Genomic DNA, 25965 nt, shown 5'->3' on the forward strand with positions numbered 1-25965 from the left:
TTTAAAGTTTCCTCAAGGAAGAGAAAATACTAAAGTATGCTTTCCTTCCTTAGGGATCAAAATTTTGACATTAGTACCTTGGTTGGAATCCACCCGAACATTTCCTCTAATTTGTAGCACAAGACTTTCTACTAATTTCATTCCGATTCCGGTATTTCTTCCTTGAATAGGCTCCTCTAAACCTTTTCCCGAATCCGAAACGCTTAATATTATAAATTTATCATCTTGCTCCAATCGGATAAAAATTTCTCCGACTTCCCCTTCACAGAACGCGTGTTTTAGGGAATTTGTCAAAAGTTCGTTCAGTATAAGGCCCAACGGCATGGCTCGATCCGGATCCAAAGTAATACTTTGATCCATTTCTTTTGTCACCGAAATCCTATTACACTCTACTTTGTAAGTGGTTTCCAAATTTTTAATGACCGAATTCAAAATAGAATAAGCACCTATTTGGATTAGATTATTGGAATCATAAATGATCTGATGGATCTTTGCGATGGACTGGATTCGATTTTGAGCAATCCTCAATGCTTCCGTAACACTTTCATCCTCTCTCACAGTACCTTGCATGGAAAGAAGTCCGGAAACAATCTGCAAATTATTATTCACTCTATGATGTATTTCCGTAAGCAAAAGCGCCTTTTCTCTTAGATCGTTCTGGATCTGCCTTTGATCTTTCTCTCTTTTCGCTTGTTCCCTATGCATGGAGTCCACGTATAAAAAGATCAAAAGAAACATTACAAAAAGGTCTCTGGCAAATCCTTCATAATCGTCCAAAATATCGCTAATGCCGGAATGTTCCAAAAAGTTAGAAATACATACGAAAAATCCGGTAGAAAGGGATGCAGCGGCAAATATACCCGGCCCAAATAAAACATGTTTTTTAAATATACTTCGAACCAAAAAAGATAAAGCAATCGTATACAGAGCGAAAGTTACCAGATTCATGGCAGCGATAGAGTTCATCTCAGACTTCCCGTCTTTTTAAGAAATAAACGTTAATGCCGAATAGAAAAAATAGACCTGATAAAAGGAAAGTGAAATGTTCTAAAAAATTCAGGAGAACAGGCAAGAAGAAGCCTTCTAATACCGTAAAAAGACTGCTAAACCAAACGCATAAAAACCCTAAAAACAGATATTTATACTTCGGAATGAGTCCGATCCGATAAAGAGCGACTATCGCAACCAAACCTATAGAATCAAAAATAAGATTTAAGATCTCACTGATTTGTATCATGCAAACAGAAACATTAGTTTACAGAACAAAACAGGCAAATGTCAATTCGGTTTTAAACTTTAGAATCCAGTTTAGAGATCGGTGGAAGATTAGATGACAAAGATTGATAAATCTGTTCTGCGAGTCCTAAGGAAGAATTGGCAGAAAGATTCTTAGAATATTCATCATAAAGCATATCTTCGAAAATTTCTTCCGCGTAGCCACCGTCTATTAATCCGGACTTATGAACTGTGGATTTCATTTCTTTCAACATCATCTTAACGAAGATGGATTCGAATTCGCCCGAAGCATCGAATAACTTCTTACGATACGGATCAGCAGTAATTTCCTCTTTAATATTATGAGGCATTCTCACTTCGGAAGAAGAAACTTTTCCTGAAAGAGTATTATTAAATTCTTCCCTTAATTGATCCGGGAAGGTTTGGCCAGGCTTACTGTTTTTTTCTTCGCGTAAAAGCCTTTGTACTTCCGGTCTTTCAGTTAGATCCAATTTAGATCGATAGTCTTGGATTTTATCTATCATTATTGTATCTCCAATTCTGCATGAAGTGCACCTGCTGCTTTCAATGCTTCTAAAATTGCGATAATATCTTTTGTAGAAGCTCCTACCTTGTTCAATGCTTCCACCACATCGGAGACCTGAGTAGCCTCCTCTATCACGAAAGATTCTTTTGTGGGAGGTTTTTCTCCGCTAAGTCTTGTAGGTCTTCTGTTCTTATCTGCAACAGAAAGGCTCAAGCCCGATCTCGCAACTGCAACTTCATCGATGGTGATATTTCCACCCATCACGATGACACCGGATCTTTCGTTGATGACTACTTTGGCTCTTGGATTCGATTCTACGGTGATGTTTTCCAAATCAGAAAGAAGATTAAGAAGCCCCGGTGATTTTGCGGAGAATCCAGCACCAACTTCTATCACTATTTCAGATGGAGTTAAAGCTTGGATGGATTCCGCTTTTAATCCGAATTTTTCAGGAACAGTTTCCTTGATACGATTGACTACATTGTTCATCAAAGAGAAGTCTTGGCTATTCAATCGAATGACAACTCTTTGGTTGGAAAAGAAATCCTCTTTCAATTCCGTTTCTACGATTGCACCGGCGTGTACAATTCCTACAGTCTTTTTGGAAGCTCTTCCCAGCCCCCCTGCACTATTCTCTTTTCCACCGAAAGAAATAACACCGCTTGCCACAGCATAAATTTTATCATTCGCAGTTTTTAAAGGAGATTGAAGAAGTACTCCTCCTTCCAAAGACTTTGCGTCTCCGATAGAAGAAACAGTTACGTCCAATCTATCACCTTTACGAGCATAAGAAGGAATATTAGCAGTAATTAATACGGAAGCGATGTTTTTGGTCTGTTCCGGTTTTAGATTTGCATCCACTCCCAGGTTTTTGAGATAATTTTTCATACTCTCGGTGGTCATTGGAGTTTTGGAATCTCCAGTACCAGGAAGTCCGACTACGATCCCATAACCTGTAATCTGATTGTCTCTGATTCCTTCTATTTTAGCTAGGTCCTTTAGGCGGACTTCCGCCCCTGAAATAGATAAGGAGAATATTATAAAAAGTAAAATTGCTCTTTTCATCTGGACTCTCCCAATAAACGATTCAATTGTTCCAGAATATATCTTTGTTTTTCTTCTTCCGAAAGTTCAGCTTTAACGGTTACTGTTCCGTCAGGGTTATTGATCGTTTTTAAGGTAATAGGAGGTTGTAAATTTTTAGGTTCTATTCTTCCCGTAAATTGGATCTGAAGATCTGCGATCCGATCCGCATCTACTGAATTGTCTCGAGCGATAAAGTCAGGAGACAATCTTCCAGTCAAAAGAACTTGAGAAGGTTCTCCATTATAAGTAGAAGAACGTTGCCCCTGTAAGGTTAAAAGTCCAGTATTTGCATCCACTGCGGTAATTACAGCAGTCAGATTCCCTTTTAGTTTTCCGAGAGATTTGATCTTTCCTTTGTTCTTACGAACGATTGTACGATCTGTATTGTACGCAGGATTTTCAGGGATCACTTTTTTATCAGGCACTGCTTTGATGGTGATATTCTCATCAGCGGTAGATTCAATCTCGAACTCTGCAGTAAAACCTTCTTTCAATTTTACGAATATAGTAGATCCCACTCTCAGATTCTGGCTTCTGGAGTAAGGATTTTTATCCTGCCATTGGGAAAGATCCTGGGCAAAAATTGCGATCATTCCGGATAAAAATAAAATTGGAAGTAAGAATTTCAGGCTTCGGATCATATCAATTTTCTAAAAGGACTGTGCCCTTCTCCACCACTCTTGCGGAAATTTTTCCCTCTTTCGAATGAGAAGAAACGTCCACGATCTCCCCAATATTACCCGAACTTAATGCTTTTGTCTTGGATTTTACTACCAAGTTTCCCTTGGTATAAACAAGATTCACATCCCCGCCTCTTTGTACATCGAATAAGAACCTGAATTGTTTTTTGCGGAGAAGTTCTCCTATTTGAAGATCCTTGAGTGCAGTGGAGCCTATATCCTTATCGGAAAGCCCGTCGGTAAAAGATTCTTCCATATAGACAGTTCTTTCTTCCAGATCCTCTGCTTGGAGTTTTTGCCCCTTACGAATTTCCTTTTTGGCGAAGAGTGCGTTTGTTCTTCTTTCTAATTTGAATTTGATCCTTTGAGTATGGACCTTTCTATTCTCGAAATAAAAATCCAGAGAAGCAACAATTTGTCCCGGATGAATAACTTGTGGAAGTCCGGCCCATTTCAATTCCACGCCTTGGCTTGGAACGAACCTTTCCCCGGTCAAATAGGAAATTTTAAAATCTCCTTCTCTGTCTTGAGGAAGTTTAGAAACTTCTTTTTTTAAACTTTCTTCCAAGTCTTCCGGATCCAATTCGGAATCTAAAGGTAAAACTAAGGTTTCTTTACCGGAAACAGGGATACCCGCTAGGACTTCTTTCAAATTTTCAGGACGAATAACGATAGGTGCATTCAGATTTTTTAATAAAATCTTATCCTTCATCCCATCTGGAAGTTTTGCGATCTCGGAGAGTAAAACTTCTTTTTTTTGGGTAAGAAGTTTTCCGCGAAGATAAACCGCTTCCATACCTTCTACCTTTTCCGAACCGGACACAAAAAGTCCTGTTAGGATGGAGAATAAAATAAAGAAGCGGAAACTCATATTAATTAACGTTTCAGTCCGATCGCGGTAGATAACATGTTATCGGAAGTTTGGATTGCCTTAGAGTTGGACTCGTATGCTCTTTGAGCCACGATCATATTCACCATCTCTTCTACGATTTTTACGTTAGACATCTCCAAGAATCCTTGCAGAACATTTCCGAAACCTTCCATACCAGGAGTTCCAGGAATTTCAGGACCAGAAGCAACCGTCTCTTGGAATAAGTTTTTACCGATCGCTTGGAGACCTGCAGGGTTCACGAAACGATACAATTCTACCTGACCGATCACAGTAGGTCGGATATCTGCCCCGATTTTTACGGTAACTTCTCCCTGCTCGGAGATCATCAAAGTGTTTAGAATGGCTCCCTCAGGAAGAATAAGAGGAGGCTCCAATAGATAACCGTTAGACGTTACTACTTGTTGGTTGGAATCAATCTTATAAGAACCGTCACGAGTGAATGCAAAACTGCCATCAGGCATTTGGATCTTGAAAAATCCCATCTCACTTGTGATCGCAAGGTCGAGCTTATTCCCGGTTGCTTGAAAAGAACCGATCTCGAATAATTTCTGAGAAGCAGCCGCCCTCACCCCGTGGCCCACATTCACACCTGTGGGAATTTCACTCACGGAAGTAGCAGGAGTTCCTGCCAAAACCATATGTTGGTAAACTAAGTCCTCAAAATCCGCGCGGTTCTTTTTAAAACCTGTGGTATTCACGTTTGCCAAGTTGTTGGAAATCGTATCTATATGAAATTGCTGAGCGATCATTCCAGTCGCGGCTGTCCAAAGGGAACGCATCATTTGAGTTTATACCTCGATCCCTTTACCTATCGGCCAATCCCAAAAAATCCTCAGAGGGTTTTGAGGATTTTTGAGACAAAATACCGGTTTTTAGGAAGAAGAAGCACTTACTTCAAATTCCGGAAAACCACGCAACGATTTGAATTTGTGCCCTTCTCATTATTCGAAACATTCCAACAATTGGCAAGTTTCGTGAATTTCTGGTCATTGATATAGGTATTTTCCCAGACTAGACCGGTGGATTCTGCACATTTGATCACGTATTCGTCCAAGTTAAAAACAGTCTTACCTTTTCTGACTTCGCCCACTTCCATGACTACCGTTCCACCAGGTTTGACGACTCTGGAAAGTTCCGCCAAGGTTCCTTGGATGAATTCACACCAGCCGGCGAGAGTTGCGAATATACTCGGTTTCTGGTCCTTCTCCAGTTCTATATCCAGAAACCAATATCTAAGCCAATTATCTTCTTCATAGTTCACCTTGTCCAAAAATGGCGGACTGGTCACCACAAGATCCACGGAATTATCCTCTAAACAGAAAAGATCCAATGAAGAATGATTGGTGTATCTGTTTCTGGACGAAAACTCATGATAAAAAGGTGTAAGAGATTCTTTTAGGTCCCTTTTCATCTTTTGCAGAATCCTAGGCTTGATTTCTCTATAATCAGGGACAACTCCCTTCTTCTCATTATTCCTTTTTTGAGCCAAAGGAGGAATAGAGATCTGAGGAAAACTATATACAGAAAAAAATCCATTACTATGACCATGAAGCCTGGACAATGCGGTCAGACCCAAATATCTCAGCTCTGGAGAATCCGAATCAGAAAGGATCTTTTTCAGGTTCTTGATCTCTTTTAATGTATCTTTATGATAAAAATGTAAAAGACCCTCATCTTCCTTTTCTTCTCTGATCTTATTGCTAAGATCCAAAGAATGAAGTGCTTTTTCCAGTTTTTCCAGAGAAGGGACAGTTTGTCTGGACTTCGCTAGGAACAAAGACATCGGACTGATATCGTTGTGGATGGCAGCATAACCTTCTAAGTTTGCTTGGACTGCAGTAGTCCCCCTTCCCCCGAAAGGATCGAACACGATCCCTTTTCGGTTCTCCAAGTATTTTCCAATGAAGAAGGCGGGCAATTCAGGTTTAAACGAAGCCCTATAGCTGACAACGTAATGGATGGGATGAGACTGCCTTTGTTTAGAAGTCCAAAATTCCCCGGTGAGTATCTTTCTTTCTTTTTTTCGAACCGCGCCGTTCATCCGCTCCGCCTTTTCTTTCTTCTTATTTTCGGAAGAAGCTGCGATTTTCAGTTTTGCTTTTTAAAATCTTGGCTGAGACATAACGAAGGAATAGCGGAAGTGAAATCAGAAATACTTGTCTCCTTACCGAATCCAAAAATCTTAGCATTCAGATCTGGATTTTTCGGAAAGTCCGAACTCGGATCGATATAAGAATGAAAACTGTATCCTCTCAACTGTACGAAGAATTTTTAAAAGAGAAAAAGACGAATCGAAGATTCGAACTCGCCGGATTATATATTGGATACGGAGCTTACGTGGTCAGCCTAGGGATCGTATTCGGGCTCAAGAGAGAAAATCCACTTTTCTCGGCGATGTTCTTCTTCGGATTATTCACAAGAACTTCAAGTCTAATGATTGGCAGAATATTTTTGGTGCCTAAAATTTTTCTCCAATTACTCTCCTCTAACGTTTCCGAAAAGGAAGAAGCCTGGGAAACGATCCAAGCTCATAAAGATGAGATTATAGGAAGACTTGCGGGAAACATTTTCGGTTGGAATGATTCCAGTGAACTTTACTCCATGAACCAGGAAGAAATGATCGAATTCGTGCGTAAATACACAGTAACCGACTGGAGAAAGATCGGAAAAATTTTCCTAATGTTCTACATTCCACTTTTCTTATTCGTTTCCTATCTTACCATCTACGCCTGGTTTTTATGAGGCGAATTGTCGGCTTTTCTTTTGCGGTCCTTCTTCTTTCCTGCTCCGTAAAAACAGGAACAGAATCACCGAGTATCCAAAAAGAAGAACTGAATCTCTCCGACAGAAAAGTCTGCCTATTCTTAGCCGAAATGGAAGAAGGTACACTTGTCCAAGTGGGAGAAGATAACTGCAAAAAAAACTCCCCTTCCATGTATGTATTCCAACCTGTGCTCGCCTTGGCAGCCTTGGAACTAGGAACATTAAAAGATCCTAATGGATATTTCCCTTGGGACAAAACTAAATTTCCGTATATCAGATGGCAGAAGGAACAGAATCTCCGAACTTCTCTGGAAAATTCCACAGTCTGGTACTTCCAAAAAATCTGGACGGATACAGGAACTACCAAACTTAAACCTTGGCTGCACTCTGTTGGACTTCCAGCATCGGTCCCTTTCGAACCTTCTAGATCCTTCTGGATGGACGGAGGCTATTCATGGACCGCTGAAGAATTTTACTTATTCTTATGGAAATTATTCAACGGAGAATTAGGAGTCAGAAAGAAAAATCTAAACTCGGTATTAGAAGGCCTAGAAAGAAATCCTGGTGAGATCAAAAATCCCACAGGCACCCATAAATTGGATGGAAACTTCGGGAATTATTCTGGTTTTTATTCTGATTCAGCAACAGGTTATGCGCAAGGAAGATCCGTCTCTTGGTATTGGTTTTTTTGGAAAGGCCCAAAAAGATCCTATCTATTCTTATCCAGAATAGAAAGCGAATCGGAAACCTTATCTCCCTTAGAGGCCGCAAAATTCGGTATGGAATATCTGAGAGAAAAAGGCTTTTGGGAAAAATATTTCTACCAATCTAACTAAGTATTATTCTTTTCTCATTCTTTCCATTTTTATAGTATGGAGGAACTCCAACATTCCGAGGGTTTCCGATTCTAAGGATGAAACGAAACGCGATTTTCTATATAACCCTATTATTACTCTCTTTCGGCGCCTTTATTTTCGTAGCGAAACAAGGTAAGTCATTAGAGGTAGGAAAAGTTACCACTGTCGAAGTTAGTTCTTCAACCTCGGTCGAGTCCACTGAAGACACTATAGATGTTTGGAAAAAAGCGGGAGCAAAACTCTGGAAAGGTTTTCATGAACCTCTTCCACTTCTATTATTACAAATCGGAGTTGTAATCGCAGCCACTCGAGTAATGGGCAAACTTGCAGTTCTTGTAAGACAACCATTCGTAGTGGGCGAGATTCTTGCTGGTATACTCTTAGGCCCTTCTTTGTTTGGGTTATTATTCCCTGAACAGTATCAATTCTTATTCCCAAAAGTTTCCTTAAGTTCTCTACAACTATTAAGCCAGATCGGTCTGGTATTTTTCATGTTTGTAGTCGGAATGGAATTGGATCTTAAGATACTCCGAAACCAAGCTGACTCGGCTATACTGATTTCGCATGCAAGCATTCTTCTTCCATTCTTAATGGGAGCAATCTTAGCACTTTCCATTTACAAAACATTAGCACCGCCAGAGGTCACATTTCTTTCCTTCTCCTTGTTTATGGGGATAGGAATGAGTATCACTGCCTTTCCTGTACTTGCTCGGATTGTCCAAGAAAGAGGATTAACCAAAACAAAACTCGGAGGACTTGCACTCACCTGTGCTGCTTCCGATGATTTGACTGCCTGGTGTTTACTTGCAGTAGTGATAGCTCTTGTACAATCAGGCGGACTTCTTGCCGCGTTATTCACCATAATCCTTGCGATCATTTACGTCATTATAATGTGGAAAATAGTACAGCCTGCAATGCATAGAGCGGGAGGTATCTTCACAAATAGAGAAGCATTCACCAAAATGGCGGTGGCTTTGTTCCTTCTCTTTCCGATCGCATCCGCTTGGATCACAGAATCCATCGGTATACATGCATTATTTGGAGCGTTTTTAGCCGGGGTTGTCATGCCCGACAAACCTAAACTAAGAACACTTTTGGCGGAAAAGGTAGAAGATTTAAGTACGGCGATCTTTCTTCCATTATTCTTCGCGTTAACCGGAATCAGGACCCAGATCGGCCTATTGAACCAAGGCAATTTGTGGTTTGATTTTGTAATGGTACTTATGGTTGCTATTGTAGGAAAATTCGCGGGGAGTACAATTGCTGCAAAAGCATCCGGAAATAACTGGAAAGATTCATTGTCCTTAGGCGCACTTATGAATACCAGAGGACTCATGGAATTGATCGTCCTCAATATCGGTTACGATATCGGGGTATTATCCTCTCAGATATTCTCTATGATGGTCCTAATGGCATTGGTTACAACCTATATGACCGGACCAAGTTTGAATCTTATAGAAAAAATCTTTGCCGGAGTCAAAGACAAAAGAGAAGAAGGTATACTACTCGCATTCGCATTACACTCCAGAGGAGTGGATCTATTAAGACTCGCCTCAGGATTATTCCAAAACGGAAACAGAACAAAAGAAGTTACAGCGCTTCACCTTACTCCTGATTCTTGGATTTCCGGAAAAACCGCTCAAAAGTATGAGAAAAAAAGTTTCGAACCTTTATTCAAACTTTCTAAAGAACTCGGAATAAAACTAAAAACCTTATACAAACCTTCTGATAATGTCACAAGGGATATTTTAAAAACAATCCAATCAGGAAATTATAATATATTTCTGACTGGAGGAGCCAAATCCTTATTTAGCGACGATGTATTGGGAGGAAAGATCAGAACACTCCTATCTGAATCCGAAACAAATGCGGGGATATTGGTCGCAGAAAAATTAAAGGAATTAGATCGTTTTATTTTAGCGGTTTACTCAGACAAGGATGTGAAACTGTTAGGTTTCGCTCTAACTATGGCAAAAAAAATTGGGGCTAAACTATCTATCTGGGATCCAAAAGGTAAAGTCCCTCAATTTTCTCAAAAAGAAAGAAATCTTCTCAAAAAAGAAAAGATCACTATCTTAAAGGGAGAAAATCCTCAGGTACTTTCCGAAGCGGACTTAGTGATCTGCGATCTCGAAACCTGGGAAGAAGAGACCGAGTTTAGGAATTGGGAACTTTCAGACGGCTCCGGTCTTTTTTTGGTCCGATATAAAGAGTAATATTAAAAAAATATCATTCTTCTGATTTCAAAAAATATCCCACTCCAGGTTCAGTGATCAGAATTTTAGGATTACTCGGATCTTTTTCTATCTTCTTGCGAATCTGATTTACATACACTCTCAAATAACCGGATTCCGCCATTTGGTTCGGACCCCAGAGTTCTTTTAAGATCTGAGTTTGGGTCACAATCTTTCCAGGATAAGTGGCAAGTAATTTTAGGAAAGAATACTCTGTAGGTGTAAGTCGAACTTCTTTTCCTTCTTTCAAAACTTTTCTAGTTCCAAAATCCAACTCCAAAAGTCCGATCTTTACTTTAACATCCGTTTTTTCAGGAGAAGAATGTCTCAACAATACTCTGATCCTTGCAAGTAATTCCCCAATCCCGAAAGGTTTAGTAAGATAATCGTCTGCCCCACTATCCAATAGGAAAATTTTATCTTTTTCCGAATCTCTAACACTTAAAACTAATATTGGAATTTTTGAGCCCGATTCTCTGATCTTTTTGAGGAATTCTTCCCCACCCTTTTCTGGCAAACCCAGATCCAAAATAATAGAATCGGGACGAACCATATAAACTTTTGATAATGCATCGTCAACGGAGACGGCTTCTTCTACCTTGTATCCTTCTTTTTCGAGAGCTACTCTTACCAAGCGACGAATCTGGATCTCATCATCTATGATCATGATGATGGGACTAGACAATAGCGTCCTCCAAAGGTGGGAAAGTTAGCACAGGTATCCGAATTAGAAACCTGGCGCCGCCCTCTTGCCTGTTCTCTGCCCAAATCTTTCCGCCTTGGGCTTCTACAAGTCCCTTGCAAATAGAAAGTCCTAAACCTGTTCCTTGTACAGAACCCGAAACCTTAGTAAATTTTTCGAAAATTTTATCTTCTTGTCCAACGGGAATTCCAGGTCCATTATCCTCTACCGTTAATAGAAGATGATCCTTAGGCACACTTGCTCTAACTAATACTACGCTATTTTTTTCGGTATGTAAAAATGCATTTTGTAATAGATGGATTAAAACTTGGATCATCAACCTTCTGTCCATCCTGACTAGAGGCATACTTTCATCCGACTCAACAGACAAAATATGTTCTCCCTTTTCATATTCCGCTATCCGTACAGTTTCATTTATTAGATCCAAGGGATCTTCCCATTGTAGATCCAACATCAATCTTCCGGATTCTAATCTAGACATGTCCAGTAAATCCCCGACCAACCTGTCTAACTTTTTATAAGCGATACGGATCTCTGAGAATAAGTCGAACTTCTCCTTTTCATTTTTTCCGTTTCCTGCTTCTAGCAGATCCAAAGATGCTCGGATCACAGTCAAAGGGGTTCTAAAATCATGACTGACTGAATTGAATAATGCCGAATAGAATTTTTCAGATTCTTCTACCATCTTAGCGTTCGCACGAATTCCAAGTAGCTGTATCCTTTCTAAGGACAAAGCAATTTGATTTAGCATTGAGAAGAGAAGAGTTTCTTCTTCCAATTCCAAACTATCCTTATGTTCTCTATCTAATCCTATCACTCCAAAACAACCACCTGGAGTGAGTAACGGAAGATATAGACCTTTGGACAAAGGAACAGTATCCGTATCTTTTCCAGAAGGTTTTCTATTTTGGAAAGTCCAAGCAGCAAGAGCGGATTCTTTCAGGTCGGGTTTAAAACCGCTTTTAGGATGTGGTGTGCGAGAAAGTAAAGAATCCTCATCAGCAAGTAAGATTAATACGGAAGACTGGAACGTATCCCCAATCGTTTCCACTGCAACGGATGCAATTTCGTCTAAACTATGAGTTTTAGATAATGCAACGGAAAGCCTATAAAGACCGGAAAGTGCCTCTTCTCCGGTTTGTAACGCTTCTTCTCTATCTCTTAATCTTGTCGTAAGTGCTCCCAAGACTAAGGCCAATATGAAATAAGTTCCAAACATCATCCAATCTTCCACTTTTTCGATATAGAATGTGAATTTAGGAGGGATGAATAAAAAGTTCCAAAAGATCGCGCTCAAAGAAGCGGTGATTAAAACAGGTCCCCTACCCGCAAATAGGGCCACAAACATTATAAAAAATAGATATACTAAGCCAATGGACCAATAACCCGCAAAAATATTTAATAAAAGGTTAAAGGAAGTGATTCCAAGTAATGCCAAAAATGAAAAAAAATACTGGATCGGTTTAGATCTGGTCCCCTTGGTAAAAAATCCGAATCTGAATTTAGGCTTCTCTTTAACAATTTCGGTCGGTGCAAGAAGTATCTGAAAATCTCCTGGCAGCTCGCTCAGTTTATCTACAAAAGAACCTCCCCTCAAAATCCTGGAAAGTTTAGATTTACTACTTCTTCCTATAACAATATGTGTAGCCTTGGTTCGATTGATTGCTCTTAAAATACCAAATACAGGATCTCTGTCTGAAAAATTCAGAATCTCAGCTCCTAATTCTCTAGCAAGGCCCAAGTTCTCCCTTAAGAGATTCTTCTGATCCGATGATAGAACTTCTCCATTGTCCACATGTACTGCGGCCCAAGGGCATTTTAATCCGAATGCAATTCGTTTCGCGTAACGTATCAGATTAGCTGCTTGCGAAGAAGAAGATACTGCCACCAAAATTTTATCCGACAGTTTAGAATCCTTAGTCGGCTCCAATCGAGAAAGTTCTCTGTCTACCAATTTGGAGGTAAAATTTAAAGAAAGCTCTCTAAGAGCAGTCAGATTTGGTATCTTAAAAAAAGAATGTAGAGCCTGAGGAACCTTATCGGAAGGGTAAACTTTTCCTTCCTTCAGACGTTTGATCAGATCATCGGGAACTAGATCGATCAATTCCACTTCATCTGCAATTTCTAAAATAGAATCGGGGACTCTTTCCGAAACGGGAGCGCCTGAAATTTCCTCCACGATCCCTGCTCTACTTTCCAAATGTTGCACGTTCAAGGTAGAATAAACGTTTATCCCTTGATCCAAAATTTCCAAAACATCCTGGTACCGTTTTGGATGCCTGGATCCGGGAACATTTGTATGAGCAAGTTCATCTACCAAAACCAGATCAGGTTTTTTTTCCAAAATGGCATCTATATCCATTTCTTCCAGATCCACAGATTTATATTTGGATCTTTTTCTGGGAATGATAGAAAGACCTTCTGCCTGAGCTTCGGTTTCCTTTCTATTATGAGTTTCTAAATAACCGATCCAGACATCAACTCCTTCTGACTTTGCCTTTTGAGCATCTCTAAGCATCTCGAAAGTTTTGCCTACACCTGCGGCCATGCCGAAGAAAATTTTCAATTTTCCTCTGGTTTTACTTCCTTCCCCTCCGATCCGGGAAAGTAATTCGTCCGGATCCGGTCGATTTTCTTCTGCGGGTCTCACTCTATGTACTTTATTTTTTTAGAATATTCTCTTCCAAGTATACAGATCTCAATTTCAGGTTCAATTTCAAAATATTGACCTTAGGTGAGCCGAATAGTCCCCATTCAGGGGCTTCTATAGAATCTTCCACCAATCGATCTAATTTTTCCTCCGAAATTCCTTTTACCTTTGCAACTAAAGGAATTTGATATTTCACTGCCTCAGGACTCAAATGGGGATCTAATCCACTTCCGGAAGAATACAAAAGTTCAGAAGGTACCGGCTCAGCTCCACCTCTTGTTGCCCAATAGATTCGTCTTTCTTCCTCCTTTTTCGAAAGTTGAACGTTCGTTGGCCCAAGATTAGAAGCACCGGAAGAAGAAGTATCATATCCTATTGCAGAAGGCCTGGAATGAAAATATTTCGGAGAATCAAAAGACTGGGCAAGTAACTCTGAACCGATTATTTTTCCATCTACTGCTACAAGAGAACCTGAACTTACTTTAGGAAAAGAAAATTTAGCAAATCCATATACGATCGCAGGATAAAAGATTCCGCAAACGAAAGTCCAAAGTCCCAATTGAATAATTGCGCGTATCATCCGAATACTCCTTTAGCAAAACTTAAAACCAGATCTATTCCTTTGATCCCGAAAAAGGGAAGAATGAGTCCTCCAAATCCATAGATAAAAACATTTCGAGCCAAAACGGAATCCGCACCTGCCGGCCTATAGCTTACCCCCTTTAATGCAAGAGGGACTAAAAAAACCAGGATCAAAGCATTAAAGATCACAGCGCTTAAAACTGCGGATTCAGGACTTGCAAAACCTAGAATATTCAAGATAGATAAAGCACCTATTCCACCTATAGGAAACAATCCGGCAAACATAGCAGGTAAGATGACAAAATACTTAGAAACATCGTTTGCAATACTGAAGGTTGTCAAAGAACCCCTTGTCATCAAAAGTTGTTTTCCGATTTCCACAATCTCGATAAGCTTGGTGGGATTACTATCCAGATCGATCATATTCCCGGCTTCTCTTGCAGTTTGAGTTCCAGTATTCATCGCAACACCTACATCAGCTTGTGCCAAGGCAGGTGCGTCATTTGTCCCGTCGCCTATCATAGCCACGAGTTTTCCACCGGATTGCTCTTCTCGAATCCGTTTTAGTTTTGTTTCGGGTGTTGCTTCTGCGATAAAGTCATCCACTCCCGCTTCTGCGGCGATCGCTGCCGCAGTTAATGGATTGTCGCCGGTGATCATCACAGTTCTGATCCCCATTTGCCTGAGCCTTGCGAATCTTTCCTTGATCCCGCCTTTTACTATATCTTTTAGATGGATAACTCCTAAAATTTCCCTTCCCTCTGATACTACTAGCGGAGTTCCTCCTTCTCTTGCAATCTCATCTACTATATCCAAAATTTCTTTCGGAAATTCTCCACCTAAACCGGTAATATGATTTCGAATAGATTCCGAGGCCCCTTTTCGGATCATCGGTCTTGTTTTTCCTTCCGGATCTGGATCAAAATCTACTCCGCTCATTTTACTTTTCGCGGTGAATGGAACAAACTTCCCGCCTAACTCGGATAAGTTTCTTCCTCGTAGATCGAATTTTTCTTTCGCTAAGACTACGATGGATCTTCCTTCTGGAGTTTCGTCTGAAAGAGAAGCAAGTTGAGCTGCATCAGCCAAATTTTTTTCTGAAATTCCTGGAGCAGGAACAAATCGGGTAGCCATTCTATTTCCCAAAGTAATCGTTCCTGTTTTGTCTAATAACAGAACGTCAATATCTCCCGCTGCTTCAATCGCTCTTCCGGATTTTGCAATTACATTTCTTCTCATGAGTCTGTCCATACCGCTGATACCGATCGCTGATAATAATCCGCCGATGGTAGTGGGTATCAAACATACAAGAAGACCGACTAACGCAGGAAAAGAACCTGAAAGTCCGAGATTCCCTCCTCCTTCTCTTTGGCTATAGAATACCGCAGGAACGAGTGATGTGATCGCGACTAAAAAGACCAAAGATAATGCGGAAAGAAGAATGGAGAGTGCAATCTCATTCGGAGTCTTCTGCCTGGAAGCTCCTTCTACAAGAGAAATCATTTTATCTATAAAAGTTTTTCCGGGATCGGTTGTGATCTGGACTACGATCTTATCACTTAAAACTTTTGTGCCTCCGGTAACGGCAGACCTATCTCCTCCGGATTCTCGGATTACTGGAGCGGATTCTCCTGTGATTGCGGATTCATCCACAGAAGCGATACCATCCACCACCTCTCCATCACCTGGGATCAAATCTCCCGCTTGGCAAACCACCTTGTCTCCCGTCCTTAATTCGGAAGCAGGAATTATGAGAACGGAGCTTCCGTTTAATTTATTCGCTTTGGATTCCTTTCTTGTTTTTTTCAAAGACTCAGCCTTTGCTTTTCCTCTACCTTCCGCCAATGCTTCCGCAAAATTTGCGAATAAGACCGTAGCCCATAACCAAATGGAAATTTGAAGACCGAAACTTAGATTAACAGGATGAAAAATCAAATCATAAGAACTTAATATTGCTCCTATGTACACAATGAACATTACTGGATTTTTCCATTGGACTCTTGGATCCAATTTTACAAAGGAATCCAAGATTGCTTTAAACAATGACTTTGGGTCCTGGAAAAAAGAAGACTTTTTGTTTTTCATAAAATTCTAAACCTTAAAATTTCGAGCCGGAATGCAAAAGAATATGCTCGCTTCCAGGCCCTAAAACCAAAACAGGCAGGAATGTTAGAGCTCCTACCAAGAAGATCACGGAAAGAAGAAGTAACACGAACAACGGACTTTCCGTAGAGAACGTACCTTCTCCCTTTGGAGCGATTTTTTTACCGAACAAGGCTCCTCCTAGTCCCAAAGCAGGAATGATAACTGCAAACCGCCCCACTAACATACAGAAAGAAAGGGATAGATTATAGAAGGGAGTGTTTGCATTCAAACCTGCAAACGCGGATCCGTTGTTTCCGGAAGCGGAAGCAAATGTATATAGAATTTCAGTCAAACCATGAGGACCCAAATTCGCCCTCGAAGAAAGAGCGGATTCATAAAGAAGTGAAAACGCAGTAAATACAAGGATACAAAGTCCAGGAACCAAAACACCGACAAGTGCAAGTTTTACTTCTTTTGATTCAATCTTCTTTCCTAAATATTCAGGAGTACGTCCCACCATGAGTCCTGCGATAAATACTGTAAGGACTACATAGAATAGCATTCCTACCAAACCAACACCCACTCCTCCGAATACAACTTCTCCCAGAAGAATATTCCAAACTGCAAATCCTCCAGCAAGAGGAGAAAAACTATCATGCATCGCATTTACGGAACCGTTAGACGCTGCTGTAGTTGCCATTCCCCAAAGAACACTTTGAGCCACTCCAAATCTGGTTTCCTTACCTTCCCAATTTCCAGCAAAATTGCCTTCTGACCAAAGAGATATGGAAAGACTGAAACAAAAAAGGAGAGTCATTCCCAAAAAGATAGAAAGACCTGCCTTCCAAGAACCGACCCATCTTCCATAAGCAAAAGGTAATGCTCCCGGAAGAAGTAGGATCAAAATACACTCCAGCCAGTTAGAAAAAACAGTTGGATTTTCGAAAGGATGAGCGGAGTTTACGCCGAAAAATCCTCCCCCGTTCGTTCCCAATTGTTTGATCGCAATCTGAGAAGCTGCGGGTCCAAGTGGAATTTTTACGGAATGACCTTCTAACCCAATAGAATCCACGTATTTTGAAAAATCCATGACCACACCTTGGGAGACCAAAACGAATGCTACTAAGATAGAAATCGGTAAAAGAATATATAATATACTTCTGGTTAGATCTACATAGAAGTTCCCGATCCCGGAAGACTCACTTGTTTTAGAGATCATTCCCCTCGCCATGGCTGCGAGTACGACAATTCCAGTCCCCGCACTTACAAAATTTTGCACCCCTAAGAGTAACATTTGGCTTAAATAAGAGAGAGAAACTTCTCCGGAATAAGCCTGCCAGTTCGTATTCGTCACAAAACTAACGGAAGTATTCCAAGCTAAATCCCAAGAAACTCCAGACTTACCTTCCGGATTTCCGGGGAGAAGATCCTGAAAATGAAGCCCAAGTACGACCAGGACCAAACTTAAAATGGTAAAAGTCCCAATATCGAATAGATATGTTTTCCAATTCGAGTTCCGATCTTCCTTAATGCCGGAAATCTTATATAGAAAGGACTCGAATTTAGAAAGGACTATAAATCGTTTGGAAACTTCTCCCTTTAGAACATCCGCTATATAAATTCCGAGAAAGGGAGAGACGAGAAATAAAACCGCAAAATATAAAAAGAAAAAGATCGAGTCGTTTCCGTTCATTGTTATCTCCTAAAATTTTTCCGGTTTTATAATGGAGAAGGAGAGATAACCGCATAATGCGACGACTAAGATGATAAGAAATGTATAAGACAAGAATTCCTCCCAGGCGGAAATTTTTCCGTCTATTCCAAAAACCTAACCGGTTTTTTGGAATTCGTCAATGCGAACCCGCATGAGAGGAACAAAGAAACGTGTTAATTTTGCGTTAAGATATGGAGAGTTCGCACAGAGGCCACGGAGTTCACGAAGGGCCAATAACTCCGTGATCTCAGTGTGCTCCCGTCCGAAATATTCTATTTATAGAATTTTACTATATCGGAAACTTCTTCTCTGGGTGTATGAAATTTATTTAATACGGAATCGGGTTTAGGATAACCTAAACTTAAACCGCAGACTACTTTTTCAGATTCTGCCAGACTCAGTTCTTTTCGGACCACTTCTGGAAAAGCAGAAAGTGCCGCCTGAGGAACCGTTCCCAAACCGTAACTTCTGGCAAGAAGCATGATAGTATTCAAAAAGCAGCCGATATCCAACGCGATATAAAAATTGAGTTCAAATTCCGTAGTGATAAAAACCGCTGTAGGAGCTCCGAAAAACTCGAAGTTCCGAAGCATGAACTTATCCCTGGCTTCCTTATCCTTTCTTTCAATCCCGGCAGCACCGTAAATTTTCATACCAAGATCAAACATTCTACGTTTTGCATCTGCAGGAAAGCCTGTGGGCCAAATCGTATCAGGAACAGGAGTCTCTGATTGTTTTGCCCTTTCTTGTAGTAGCTCCGCCATTCTATCTCTTTTTGGACCGCTTACCACATGCACCTTCCAAGGTTGGCTGTTTTTCCAGCTCGGGGCACGAAGGGACTTGGAGAATAATTCCTGTAAGACAGAATCTTCCACAGGTTTGGAAAGATAGTCTCTGATACTGTGGCGGGTAAAAATCGCATCCTCTACGCTGGAAGCAATTCCTGAAATATCGATGGACTCGGTTTCAGAAGATAAAGAAGACATATAAACCTCCGATTTAGACTTGCATTTTATGAAAATTCGGGCTTTTTGGAAGAAGAAGGTCCCGAACAGACAAGTCTGTCTGTTATTCGATCCCAGGAAGAAAAAAATGTCAACCAAAGAAAAAGGGGTAAAAGACAGGATTTTGGAAACCGCAGTCAGGCTTTTCCAAACCCAAGGTTATGCAAATACCGGGATCAATCAGATCATCCAAGAATCCCAGACCGCAAAGGCCAGCTTTTACGATTATTATCCTTCCAAGGACCTATTAGGAAAGGCGTATATAGAATTTTACGGAAAAGAACAACTTGTCCTATTGGAGAAACTTCAATCCAGATCGGAGAATGCTCGGGACTTTATACAAGCCTGGACGCATATACTCAGAAGGCAGACCAGAAATAGCGAGTTCGCAGGCTGCCCTATGGCGAACACAGCCGCTCAAATTGCGTCTACTTCTCCTTCTATCTCAGAGGAAGTCAAAAGATTGGCGATTAGGACTGTGGACTTTTTAGCTATCTACTTAAAAGAAAGGCAAAAGAAAGGACAGATTCCTAAGAATGCGGACACTCAATCCCTGGCTCGAAAAATATTCGCTTCTTATGAAGGAGTATTACAGATTTGGAAATTGACCGGAAAAATTTCCGCGTTAGACGATTTACCAGAGATGGTGGATGCAATTATTAAAAGTTCTGGGAAGAAGTGAATTCCCTCCACCCAAAAAGCGGAGGGAAAAAAGGTTACTGATCAGTTATATTCGACAGTCGCGTTGCTTGGATGAGAAGTTCCTACGATATAAAGTAAGAAATAGTAGGTTCCAGGAGCAGAGTTATTTGTCCATGTGTATGGTCCGCCTCCCGATGGATCGAAAGCAGTGTCTGCATCGATTACCTCGTCTTCAGCCAATGGGCAATCATAGTCATTTGTTCCGTTTGTGTATGCAACCGGCTCACCAGCATTAAGTTCCGCCACGTTGATATTGGTAAATACAACAGTATCATTATCTACGGCGTTTTTAACTTCCACAATAGCCATCGGGTGGTTTACAAAAGGAACACTTCCCCAAACAATCGGAATTGGTCCGCCACCTTTAGTTGCTCTTGTACGGTTCACACCTACTGCAGCTTTTCCAGGGAAAGCAACTAAACAATCTCCCCCTCCACCAAGTGAGTTTAAGAGTGCCAGATTTGTTAGGTCACCACCATCATCTTCTTTACAATTAACGAGAGAAGCTGAAAGTAAAAGCGCCAATAATAGCCATATCGCTTTTTGTTTCATTTGAGTTTGTCTCCACAGAACAGTCGTTCTTAATACTCGTTTTTCAAGAATAGGTCTGAGTTTCAATCTCATTAATTAGAAAAAACTATAAATTGATAGATAATTCTGTCAATCTGGCTTTGTATCTGGAAAAAAGTCAGGTTTTCTGTGCTTTTTTCTTAAGCGATGGAACCTCCGCAGGAAGAACCCGCTCCCGCAGTGCATCCGTAACAATGTTGGTGTAATAAAATTTCTCTGGAATCTAATACGGATTTATTAAATTCAGAAATTTTGCTTACCGTACCTTCTATTTTCATATCCAACATTTGGTTAAAATCACAATCGTATAGGCTTCCGTCCCAACCAACACTTAATGTATTACGGCACATAACGCCCGTCGCGGCCACCGGATTAAAAGCGGTCACGAGTTTTTCCAAGTAGGCATCTATATTACCGTTTTCGAGTAAGGATTCCAGAAAACGACTGATAGGCATATTAGTAAGAGCGAATAAGGAATTGAATTGAACATCATGAACTTGTTTTAATTCCTTTTTGAAGTCGTTCTCTAAAGTGGATTGCCCTCCCGCAAGAAAGGCCCCCACAGGATTATAAACTAAATTTAATACAAGTCCGGAATTCGCGATTCCGTATCCGAGAGAATTCAATTTTCTTAATGCTTCAATCGAACGATCAAATACTCCCTCTCCCCTTTGAGCGTCCGTTCTTCTTTTTTGAAAATAAGGAAGACTAGAAACTACTTCTACCTTGTGTTCTGCGAAAAATTCAGGAAGGTCCCTATATTTTTCTCCCGCAAGAAGAATAGTAAGATTGCAACGAATCATGATCTTCTTTCCGAATTTAGAAGCTTCTTCTACGAACCATCTAAAATTAGGATTCATCTCGGGTGCACCCCCAGTAATATCCAAAGTAGTTACACCTGGAGTGGCTAAGGCAACCAGGCATTCCTGCATGGTCTCCCTAGTCATGATCTCTCTGCGATCCGGACCGGCATCCACATGACAATGCCTACAGGTCTGGTTACAGAGTTTCCCCACGTTCACTTGTAGTATATCCACCCCGGTTGGGCGCAAAGGAAAGAGTCCCGCTTCTTTTAATTTAGCCGAAAAACTAGGTAGATTCAGTTTTTCGGAAACTTCCGTAAGAATTTTCAATTGTTCTTTGGAAGAAGCGAGTTCGCTCCCTCTGGCTAATAGGGATTTCATACTTTATAAATTCCTTATACTCCGAGTTCTTTAACTTTATTAAGAGCTTGTACGCTATGAACTAAGGTTGATCCACTGCGAATTGCCGCACCTACATGAATTGCTTCCCATAATTGTTCTTCTGTCGCGCCTTTTTCCAAGGTGTCTGTGGTATATGCGTCTATACAATAAGGACATTGTACAACATGTGCAACCGCAAGTGCGATCAAAGATTTTTCTTTGGCTGATAAAGCTCCGTCCGCAAAAACCGATCCGTAATAGTCGAAGAATTTTTTTGCCAAATCAGGCTCGAACTCTCCTATATTTCCGAATTTTTTCAGATCTTCCGGTTTGTAATAAGTTGTTTCCTGTGCCACGAAAGGCCTCCATCGTTTTTATTAATTTTTCGCATTCAAAAAGAAGAATATAATACTATTCTAAAAAAATAAAAACGCCTACCTGATTATGGAAGGTTATGGAGTTATTTTTTAACGGCGAATTGTAGGTTATTACATTTCTCGCAGACTTCTTCCGGGATCCATCCCCATTGTATCAGAAATCCGAACACAAAACAACCTGCACAAAATCCTAAAATGGATTCTAAACTTGCAAAGAGGACTAAAATTCCAAGCACCGCTTGGAATGCGGATACTTGTCCGAAGTATAGGAGCGCAAATGCGGTTCCGCTGAAGATTACTCCTACAAGTTGAGCGAATCTTTTCGGTGGACCCGCCACTGTTTTGGATCCAAGACCGAGTAACGGTACGATTCCATGGATGGCAAGTTTTGCGAATGGAGAAAACTTAGGTCCATACAATACTCTGGCTGAAAATCCGTAGAAAAGTGCGCCTGCCAACCAAAGCGATTGCGTAATTATTGCGGCCAAACTTAAGATGACAACCAGGCCCGCAACGGTCCTTGCCGCATATTCATTGACAGTGTCTGGAAAATTACCGATTCGAATCATTCTTTCTTGCCCAATGCCCTTTCGCCTAGTTAGACTAATACTCCCGGGAATTCAAGAATATTTTCGCTATATTGAACAAAATGGTTAATATAATTGTACAGAGTCCAAATAATTGGCGGGGAAATATAGGCATATCGACAATTTTATTCTTTTGGGCCCTTCCTCTCGCATTGTTTCCGCTATTTTTAGGAAGAACCGATATCTGGCAACTCTGCGGAACATTCTTCTTTAGCCTCAGTCTCTACTATCTATTCCTAAAATTCTTTTCAGAAGGAAAAGAGAAGATCGGCATCTGGGCCGGGATCTTACTCAGGGTTTGGTTCTTATTCACTCCTGTATTTTTGTCGGAAGATACGTTTCGTTTTTTATGGGATGGGCTTTTGGTCTCGGAAGGTTTGTCCCCTTATTCGGAACTTCCCATCCATGTGAATTTGGGATTCAACCAAGGTTTGGAGAAGGAACTACTCTCCAAAATGAATTCACCTAAATATTATTCTGTTTATCCTCCAATCTTACAAGTGCTGTTTTTGGTTCCCGTATTCTTCTTAAAAAGAGGACTTTCCATTTTTTGGGCGATCTCGATCTGGAAAGGAATTTTAATTTTATTCGAATTAGGAATTCTTTATGTATTTTCAAAGAGAAAAAAAGAAGAAGGTTCCGGGAATTTTCTAAAATACTGGCTCCATCCACTCGTCCTTTGGGAAGGAATTGGAAACGGTCATCCGGAGCCGATCTTATTCTTCTTTCTATTTTTAGGAATACTCTCTTGGGAAAAAGGAAAAGTCCTAGGGGCGTCCTTACTTTATCTGGCTTCTATACTGACCAAAATACTCCCTTTATTAGCCCTGCCCTTTTTGTTTTTTTATTGGTGCAGAAGGTCAACTGCTCGTAAGGTTCTGCTCTTCTTCGGCGTCAGTCTTTTCGTTTTCGGATCTGTACTGGTTTGGTTTTTATTCTCAGAAATGGGCGCTAAAATTTTAGAGGAACATTGGAGAAAAGGGATCGGAGTATATTTTACATTATTCGAATTCCATGGAGGATTTTATTATCTTCTGAAAAATCTGATCCGTCTTACCTGGTATCCCTATTCTACAGGGATCGTGCTTGGGATTTTAAGTATTGTTACAATCTGTTTTTATTCTTTCAGAATTTCCAAAATCCAAACAAACAATAAAACCGTTTTTCTTTTGATCGTATGGATCCATCTATGCGGAATCTATTATTTGTTTTCTAGTACCGTACATCCTTGGTATTTCCTTCCGATTTTAGCCGCCTCCGTTTTTACAAAAACGATATGGCCATCGGTCGCTTCCGGGATCTGGATCTTATCTTATTCTACGTATTCTTCTTTTCCATTTTATGATAGGGATTGGGTCCTGGTTTTGGAATATTCCTTGGTGCTTGGGACCTTCTTCTTGGAAAATTTTCTCTTGCTTAAACATGGAAGAAGTTAAATATACTTCGAAAGTTCTTCCACGCATCTTAGGAATCATCTATGCTCCCGAAACATTTCGAAACTCTTGCGAATACCTTGGAAAAAGAGATCTTAGTCAGCGAACAGATCCGAAGTAAGATCCTTCTCGCTGCTTTCGGACTCGCCGGGTTGTCTTGGAGTATCTTATTTATATTTTTAGAGAAGGAATTTAACCAGAGCACTGGTATAGAATTTCCTTTTGAGGTATTGATAGGCACTCTCGCATTCGGCACGGTTTACGAATTCGGGTTTTTAAAATTATTAAATTATCTGAAAGTAAAAGGATTTAAACTTCCTCTTCTTCCTAGATTCGGGAACGCGTTGATAGAAACTTCTCTCCCTGGAATCATTTTATTCATTTTGATCCAAAAACATTCTCATCCTGTAGTTCCCTTAAATTCTCCCATTTCCAATTTATATATAATTTTTATAATACTCTCCGTACTTAGAATGGAATTCGGACTCTCCTTTTTTACGGGAGCAATTGCAGCGACTCAATATTTGATCACCGGATTGTTTTTTGTTCCGGATTCTCCTTTAGGCGGTGAATCCCCATACAGCTTCTTCTATTCTAAGATTCCCACTTACTTGCGTTCCGGATTATTTTTAGGTTCAGGGATCGTAGCTGGACTCGTCGGCCTTCGGCTCAAAAAAATCCTGAAAAACTCAGTCGAACGTTTGGAAGAAAGAAACGAAATTTTAGGAATGTTCGGTCAATATGTTTCTCCATCGGTCGTGGACAAACTTATGAGCCAAAAAACGGATACTGCTTCCGAAAACAAAGATGTATGCGTGATGTTCTTGGATATCCGCAACTTTACAAAATTTTCCGAAGACAAAAGTCCTGCAGAAGTGATTTCTTATCTGAATACTTTATTCGAAGATATGATTGAGATCGTGAATAAACATAACGGTATCATAAACAAGTTTTTAGGGGACGGGTTTATGGCAGTATTCGGAGCCCCTCTTTCCGATAATGGAAAAGACGCTAAAAATGCGGTTTCTGCCTCTTTAGAAATTCAGAAAAAAGTAATGGAGATGAATGTTTCCGGAAAAATTCCTGAAACTAAAATTGGAATCGGTTTACACTTCGGAGAGGCAATGACAGGAAGTGTAGGCTCCTCTCAAAGAAAAGAATATACGATCATTGGAGATACAGTCAATCTTGCTTCAAGAGTGGAACAGCTAAATAAAGACTTCGGCAGTGAAATTTTGGCAACCGATACCGTTTACGAGCATGTAAAACATTATTTAGAAGCAGAGTCCCTTCCTCCCGTAAAAGTTAAAGGAAGAGAGAAAGAAGTCCTCATCTATAAATTAACCTGATGCAGTCTCCAGAATCACATTACGAAAACTTTTTGGCCGAAAAATATTCCTGGATGCTGGGAGATCTTTCTGCCAAGGAAAAAGACCAATTGGAATTTTTTAGATCCTTTGAAATTTCTCCGCAAGGAAACGGAGTCGCTTGGGATCTAGGAGCAGGAAGTGGAATACAATCTATTCCTTTGGAAGAATTAGGATTTCAAGTTTTAGCGATTGATTTCAGTCAAAAATTATTATCTGAGATCAAGGTTAGAAAACCGAATACCACGATTAGTACAAGGGTCGCCGATATCAGATCCAGGGATTTATACCAAGAAGTTTCTCCATCTCCGGAAATCCTTTTATGTATGGGGGATACGATCACTCATTTGGAATCCGAAAAAGATTGGGAATCTACAGTAAGTCTTTGGTCTAATTTTCTCTCCGCCGGAAGTAAATTAATTTTAGGTTATAGAGATTTAAGCTATGGCAAAGTTGGAGACAAAAGTATTTTTGTAGTTCGTTCCGAAGAATCTCGAATTTTTACGTGCCAGCTACAGTTCACTCTAAACAGAGTAGAAGTTACGGATATATTTCACGAAAAATCGAACGGAGCTTGGACAGTTTCTTCCAGTTCGTATAACAAACTGATCCTTCCGGCAGAAGATTTGATCAGAACAGTATCTCAGAAAAATTTTGAACTGAAAAGAAAAGATGAGAAAAACGGGATGAAGTTTTTACTATTCGAAAAGCTTTGATTAGACCCTTGTTCTTT

Annotated in this window: 25 protein-coding genes; 7 read left to right on the top strand and 18 right to left on the bottom strand. The window is 40.3% G+C overall.

Going from position 1 to position 25965, the window contains the following annotated elements:
• Positions 1-12 precede the first annotated feature (12 nt).
• The 7 genes from CH365_RS17955 to CH365_RS17990 all read right to left on the bottom strand — a co-directional run bounded on the left by CH365_RS17955 (position 13) and on the right by CH365_RS17990 (position 6461).
• The gene (locus CH365_RS17955) at positions 13-966 is read right to left on the bottom strand and encodes a sensor histidine kinase (RefSeq protein WP_100769918.1); all 954 of its coding nucleotides are present in this window, start codon (positions 964-966) and stop codon (positions 13-15) included.
• 323 nt (positions 967-1289) lie between these two features.
• Positions 1290-1763, bottom strand: a complete 474-nt coding sequence (locus tag CH365_RS17965) for a rod-binding protein (RefSeq protein ID WP_208861242.1) — start codon at positions 1761-1763, stop codon at positions 1290-1292.
• Complete coding sequence (locus CH365_RS17970; RefSeq protein ID WP_100769921.1) at positions 1760-2827, bottom strand: flagellar basal body P-ring protein FlgI; 1068 nt, start codon at positions 2825-2827, stop codon at positions 1760-1762. The genes CH365_RS17965 and CH365_RS17970 overlap by 4 nt, the downstream gene beginning before the upstream one ends.
• A complete protein-coding gene (locus CH365_RS17975) occupies positions 2824-3441 on the bottom strand; it encodes a flagellar basal body L-ring protein FlgH (RefSeq protein WP_244283294.1) in 618 nt (205 codons plus the stop codon). The genes CH365_RS17970 and CH365_RS17975 overlap by 4 nt, the downstream gene beginning before the upstream one ends.
• Before the next feature lie 49 nt (positions 3442-3490).
• The gene (gene flgA / locus CH365_RS17980; RefSeq protein ID WP_208861239.1) at positions 3491-4399 is read right to left on the bottom strand and encodes a flagellar basal body P-ring formation chaperone FlgA; all 909 of its coding nucleotides are present in this window, start codon (positions 4397-4399) and stop codon (positions 3491-3493) included.
• 5 nt (positions 4400-4404) lie between these two features.
• Positions 4405-5202, bottom strand: coding sequence for a flagellar basal-body rod protein FlgG (gene flgG, locus CH365_RS17985; RefSeq protein ID WP_008590869.1), 798 nt, complete (start codon positions 5200-5202; stop codon positions 4405-4407).
• A gap of 107 nt (positions 5203-5309) precedes the next feature.
• On the bottom strand, positions 5310-6461 hold the full coding sequence (locus CH365_RS17990; protein ID WP_208861240.1) for a DNA methyltransferase: 1152 nt from the start codon (positions 6459-6461) through the stop codon (positions 5310-5312).
• Positions 6462-6655: 194 nt separating this feature from the next.
• Between CH365_RS17990 and CH365_RS17995 the strand changes: the two genes are divergently transcribed.
• The 3 genes from CH365_RS17995 to CH365_RS18005 all read left to right on the top strand — a co-directional run bounded on the left by CH365_RS17995 (position 6656) and on the right by CH365_RS18005 (position 10256).
• Positions 6656-7162: a hypothetical protein gene (locus CH365_RS17995; protein WP_100769923.1), complete on the top strand. Its 507-nt coding sequence runs from the start codon at positions 6656-6658 to the stop codon at positions 7160-7162.
• Positions 7159-8019: a penicillin-binding transpeptidase domain-containing protein gene (locus CH365_RS18000; RefSeq protein ID WP_100769924.1), complete on the top strand. Its 861-nt coding sequence runs from the start codon at positions 7159-7161 to the stop codon at positions 8017-8019. Before CH365_RS17995 ends, CH365_RS18000 begins: the two co-directional genes overlap by 4 nt.
• Before the next feature lie 77 nt (positions 8020-8096).
• Entirely contained in the window at positions 8097-10256 is a 2160-nt protein-coding gene (locus CH365_RS18005; RefSeq protein ID WP_100769925.1) for a cation:proton antiporter domain-containing protein, read from the top strand.
• A 13-nt stretch (positions 10257-10269) separates the two neighbouring features.
• Here CH365_RS18005 and CH365_RS18010 read toward each other — a convergent pair whose 3' ends face one another.
• The 7 genes from CH365_RS18010 to CH365_RS18040 all read right to left on the bottom strand — a co-directional run bounded on the left by CH365_RS18010 (position 10270) and on the right by CH365_RS18040 (position 18994).
• On the bottom strand, positions 10270-10941 hold the full coding sequence (locus tag CH365_RS18010) for a response regulator (protein WP_100769926.1): 672 nt from the start codon (positions 10939-10941) through the stop codon (positions 10270-10272).
• 10 nt (positions 10942-10951) lie between these two features.
• Positions 10952-13627: a sensor histidine kinase gene (locus CH365_RS18015; RefSeq protein ID WP_100769927.1), complete on the bottom strand. Its 2676-nt coding sequence runs from the start codon at positions 13625-13627 to the stop codon at positions 10952-10954.
• Positions 13628-13637: 10 nt separating this feature from the next.
• Positions 13638-14207, bottom strand: coding sequence for a potassium-transporting ATPase subunit KdpC (kdpC, locus tag CH365_RS18020; RefSeq protein ID WP_100769928.1), 570 nt, complete (start codon positions 14205-14207; stop codon positions 13638-13640).
• Positions 14204-16294 carry a potassium-transporting ATPase subunit KdpB gene (kdpB, locus tag CH365_RS18025; protein WP_100769929.1) on the bottom strand — a complete coding sequence of 697 codons (2091 nt, stop codon included), beginning with the start codon at positions 16292-16294 and terminating at the stop codon, positions 14204-14206. Before kdpB ends, kdpC begins: the two co-directional genes overlap by 4 nt.
• A gap of 13 nt (positions 16295-16307) precedes the next feature.
• Positions 16308-17987, bottom strand: coding sequence for a potassium-transporting ATPase subunit KdpA (kdpA, locus tag CH365_RS18030; protein WP_100769930.1), 1680 nt, complete (start codon positions 17985-17987; stop codon positions 16308-16310).
• A gap of 9 nt (positions 17988-17996) precedes the next feature.
• Entirely contained in the window at positions 17997-18080 is an 84-nt protein-coding gene (gene kdpF, locus CH365_RS18035) for a K(+)-transporting ATPase subunit F (protein WP_100769931.1), read from the bottom strand.
• Positions 18081-18280: 200 nt separating this feature from the next.
• Entirely contained in the window at positions 18281-18994 is a 714-nt protein-coding gene (locus CH365_RS18040; RefSeq protein WP_100769932.1) for a nitroreductase, read from the bottom strand.
• 106 nt (positions 18995-19100) lie between these two features.
• Between CH365_RS18040 and CH365_RS18045 the strand changes: the two genes are divergently transcribed.
• The gene (locus CH365_RS18045) at positions 19101-19694 is read left to right on the top strand and encodes a TetR/AcrR family transcriptional regulator (RefSeq protein ID WP_100769974.1); all 594 of its coding nucleotides are present in this window, start codon (positions 19101-19103) and stop codon (positions 19692-19694) included.
• A 41-nt stretch (positions 19695-19735) separates the two neighbouring features.
• On the opposite strand, the gene CH365_RS18050 is transcribed toward CH365_RS18045, so the two are convergent.
• The 4 genes from CH365_RS18050 to CH365_RS18065 form a co-directional block, all read right to left on the bottom strand.
• Entirely contained in the window at positions 19736-20266 is a 531-nt protein-coding gene (locus tag CH365_RS18050) for an LIC20153 family lipoprotein (RefSeq protein ID WP_100769933.1), read from the bottom strand.
• Between the two features lie 158 nt (positions 20267-20424).
• Positions 20425-21468, bottom strand: coding sequence for an arsenosugar biosynthesis radical SAM (seleno)protein ArsS (arsS, locus tag CH365_RS18055; RefSeq protein WP_100769934.1), 1044 nt, complete (start codon positions 21466-21468; stop codon positions 20425-20427).
• Positions 21469-21482: 14 nt separating this feature from the next.
• On the bottom strand, positions 21483-21824 hold the full coding sequence (locus tag CH365_RS18060) for an arsenosugar biosynthesis-associated peroxidase-like protein (RefSeq protein ID WP_100769935.1): 342 nt from the start codon (positions 21822-21824) through the stop codon (positions 21483-21485).
• Positions 21825-21928: 104 nt separating this feature from the next.
• A complete protein-coding gene (locus CH365_RS18065; RefSeq protein ID WP_100769936.1) occupies positions 21929-22414 on the bottom strand; it encodes a DUF4395 domain-containing protein in 486 nt (161 codons plus the stop codon).
• Positions 22415-22584: 170 nt separating this feature from the next.
• Here CH365_RS18065 and CH365_RS18070 point away from each other — a divergent pair, with 170 nt between their 5' ends.
• From CH365_RS18070 to CH365_RS18080, 3 genes are read left to right on the top strand one after another with little or no spacing between them, the layout of a single operon-like run.
• Positions 22585-23868: an MptA/MptB family glycosyltransferase gene (locus CH365_RS18070; RefSeq protein ID WP_244283279.1), complete on the top strand. Its 1284-nt coding sequence runs from the start codon at positions 22585-22587 to the stop codon at positions 23866-23868.
• Positions 23869-23909: 41 nt separating this feature from the next.
• The gene (locus CH365_RS18075) at positions 23910-25214 is read left to right on the top strand and encodes an adenylate/guanylate cyclase domain-containing protein (RefSeq protein ID WP_100769938.1); all 1305 of its coding nucleotides are present in this window, start codon (positions 23910-23912) and stop codon (positions 25212-25214) included.
• A complete protein-coding gene (locus CH365_RS18080; RefSeq protein WP_100769939.1) occupies positions 25214-25948 on the top strand; it encodes a class I SAM-dependent methyltransferase in 735 nt (244 codons plus the stop codon). Before CH365_RS18075 ends, CH365_RS18080 begins: the two co-directional genes overlap by 1 nt.
• Positions 25949-25965 lie beyond the last annotated feature (17 nt).

The sequence above is a fragment of the Leptospira neocaledonica genome (genome assembly GCF_002812205.1).
In the GTDB taxonomy this organism is placed as follows: domain Bacteria; phylum Spirochaetota; class Leptospiria; order Leptospirales; family Leptospiraceae; genus Leptospira_B; species Leptospira_B neocaledonica.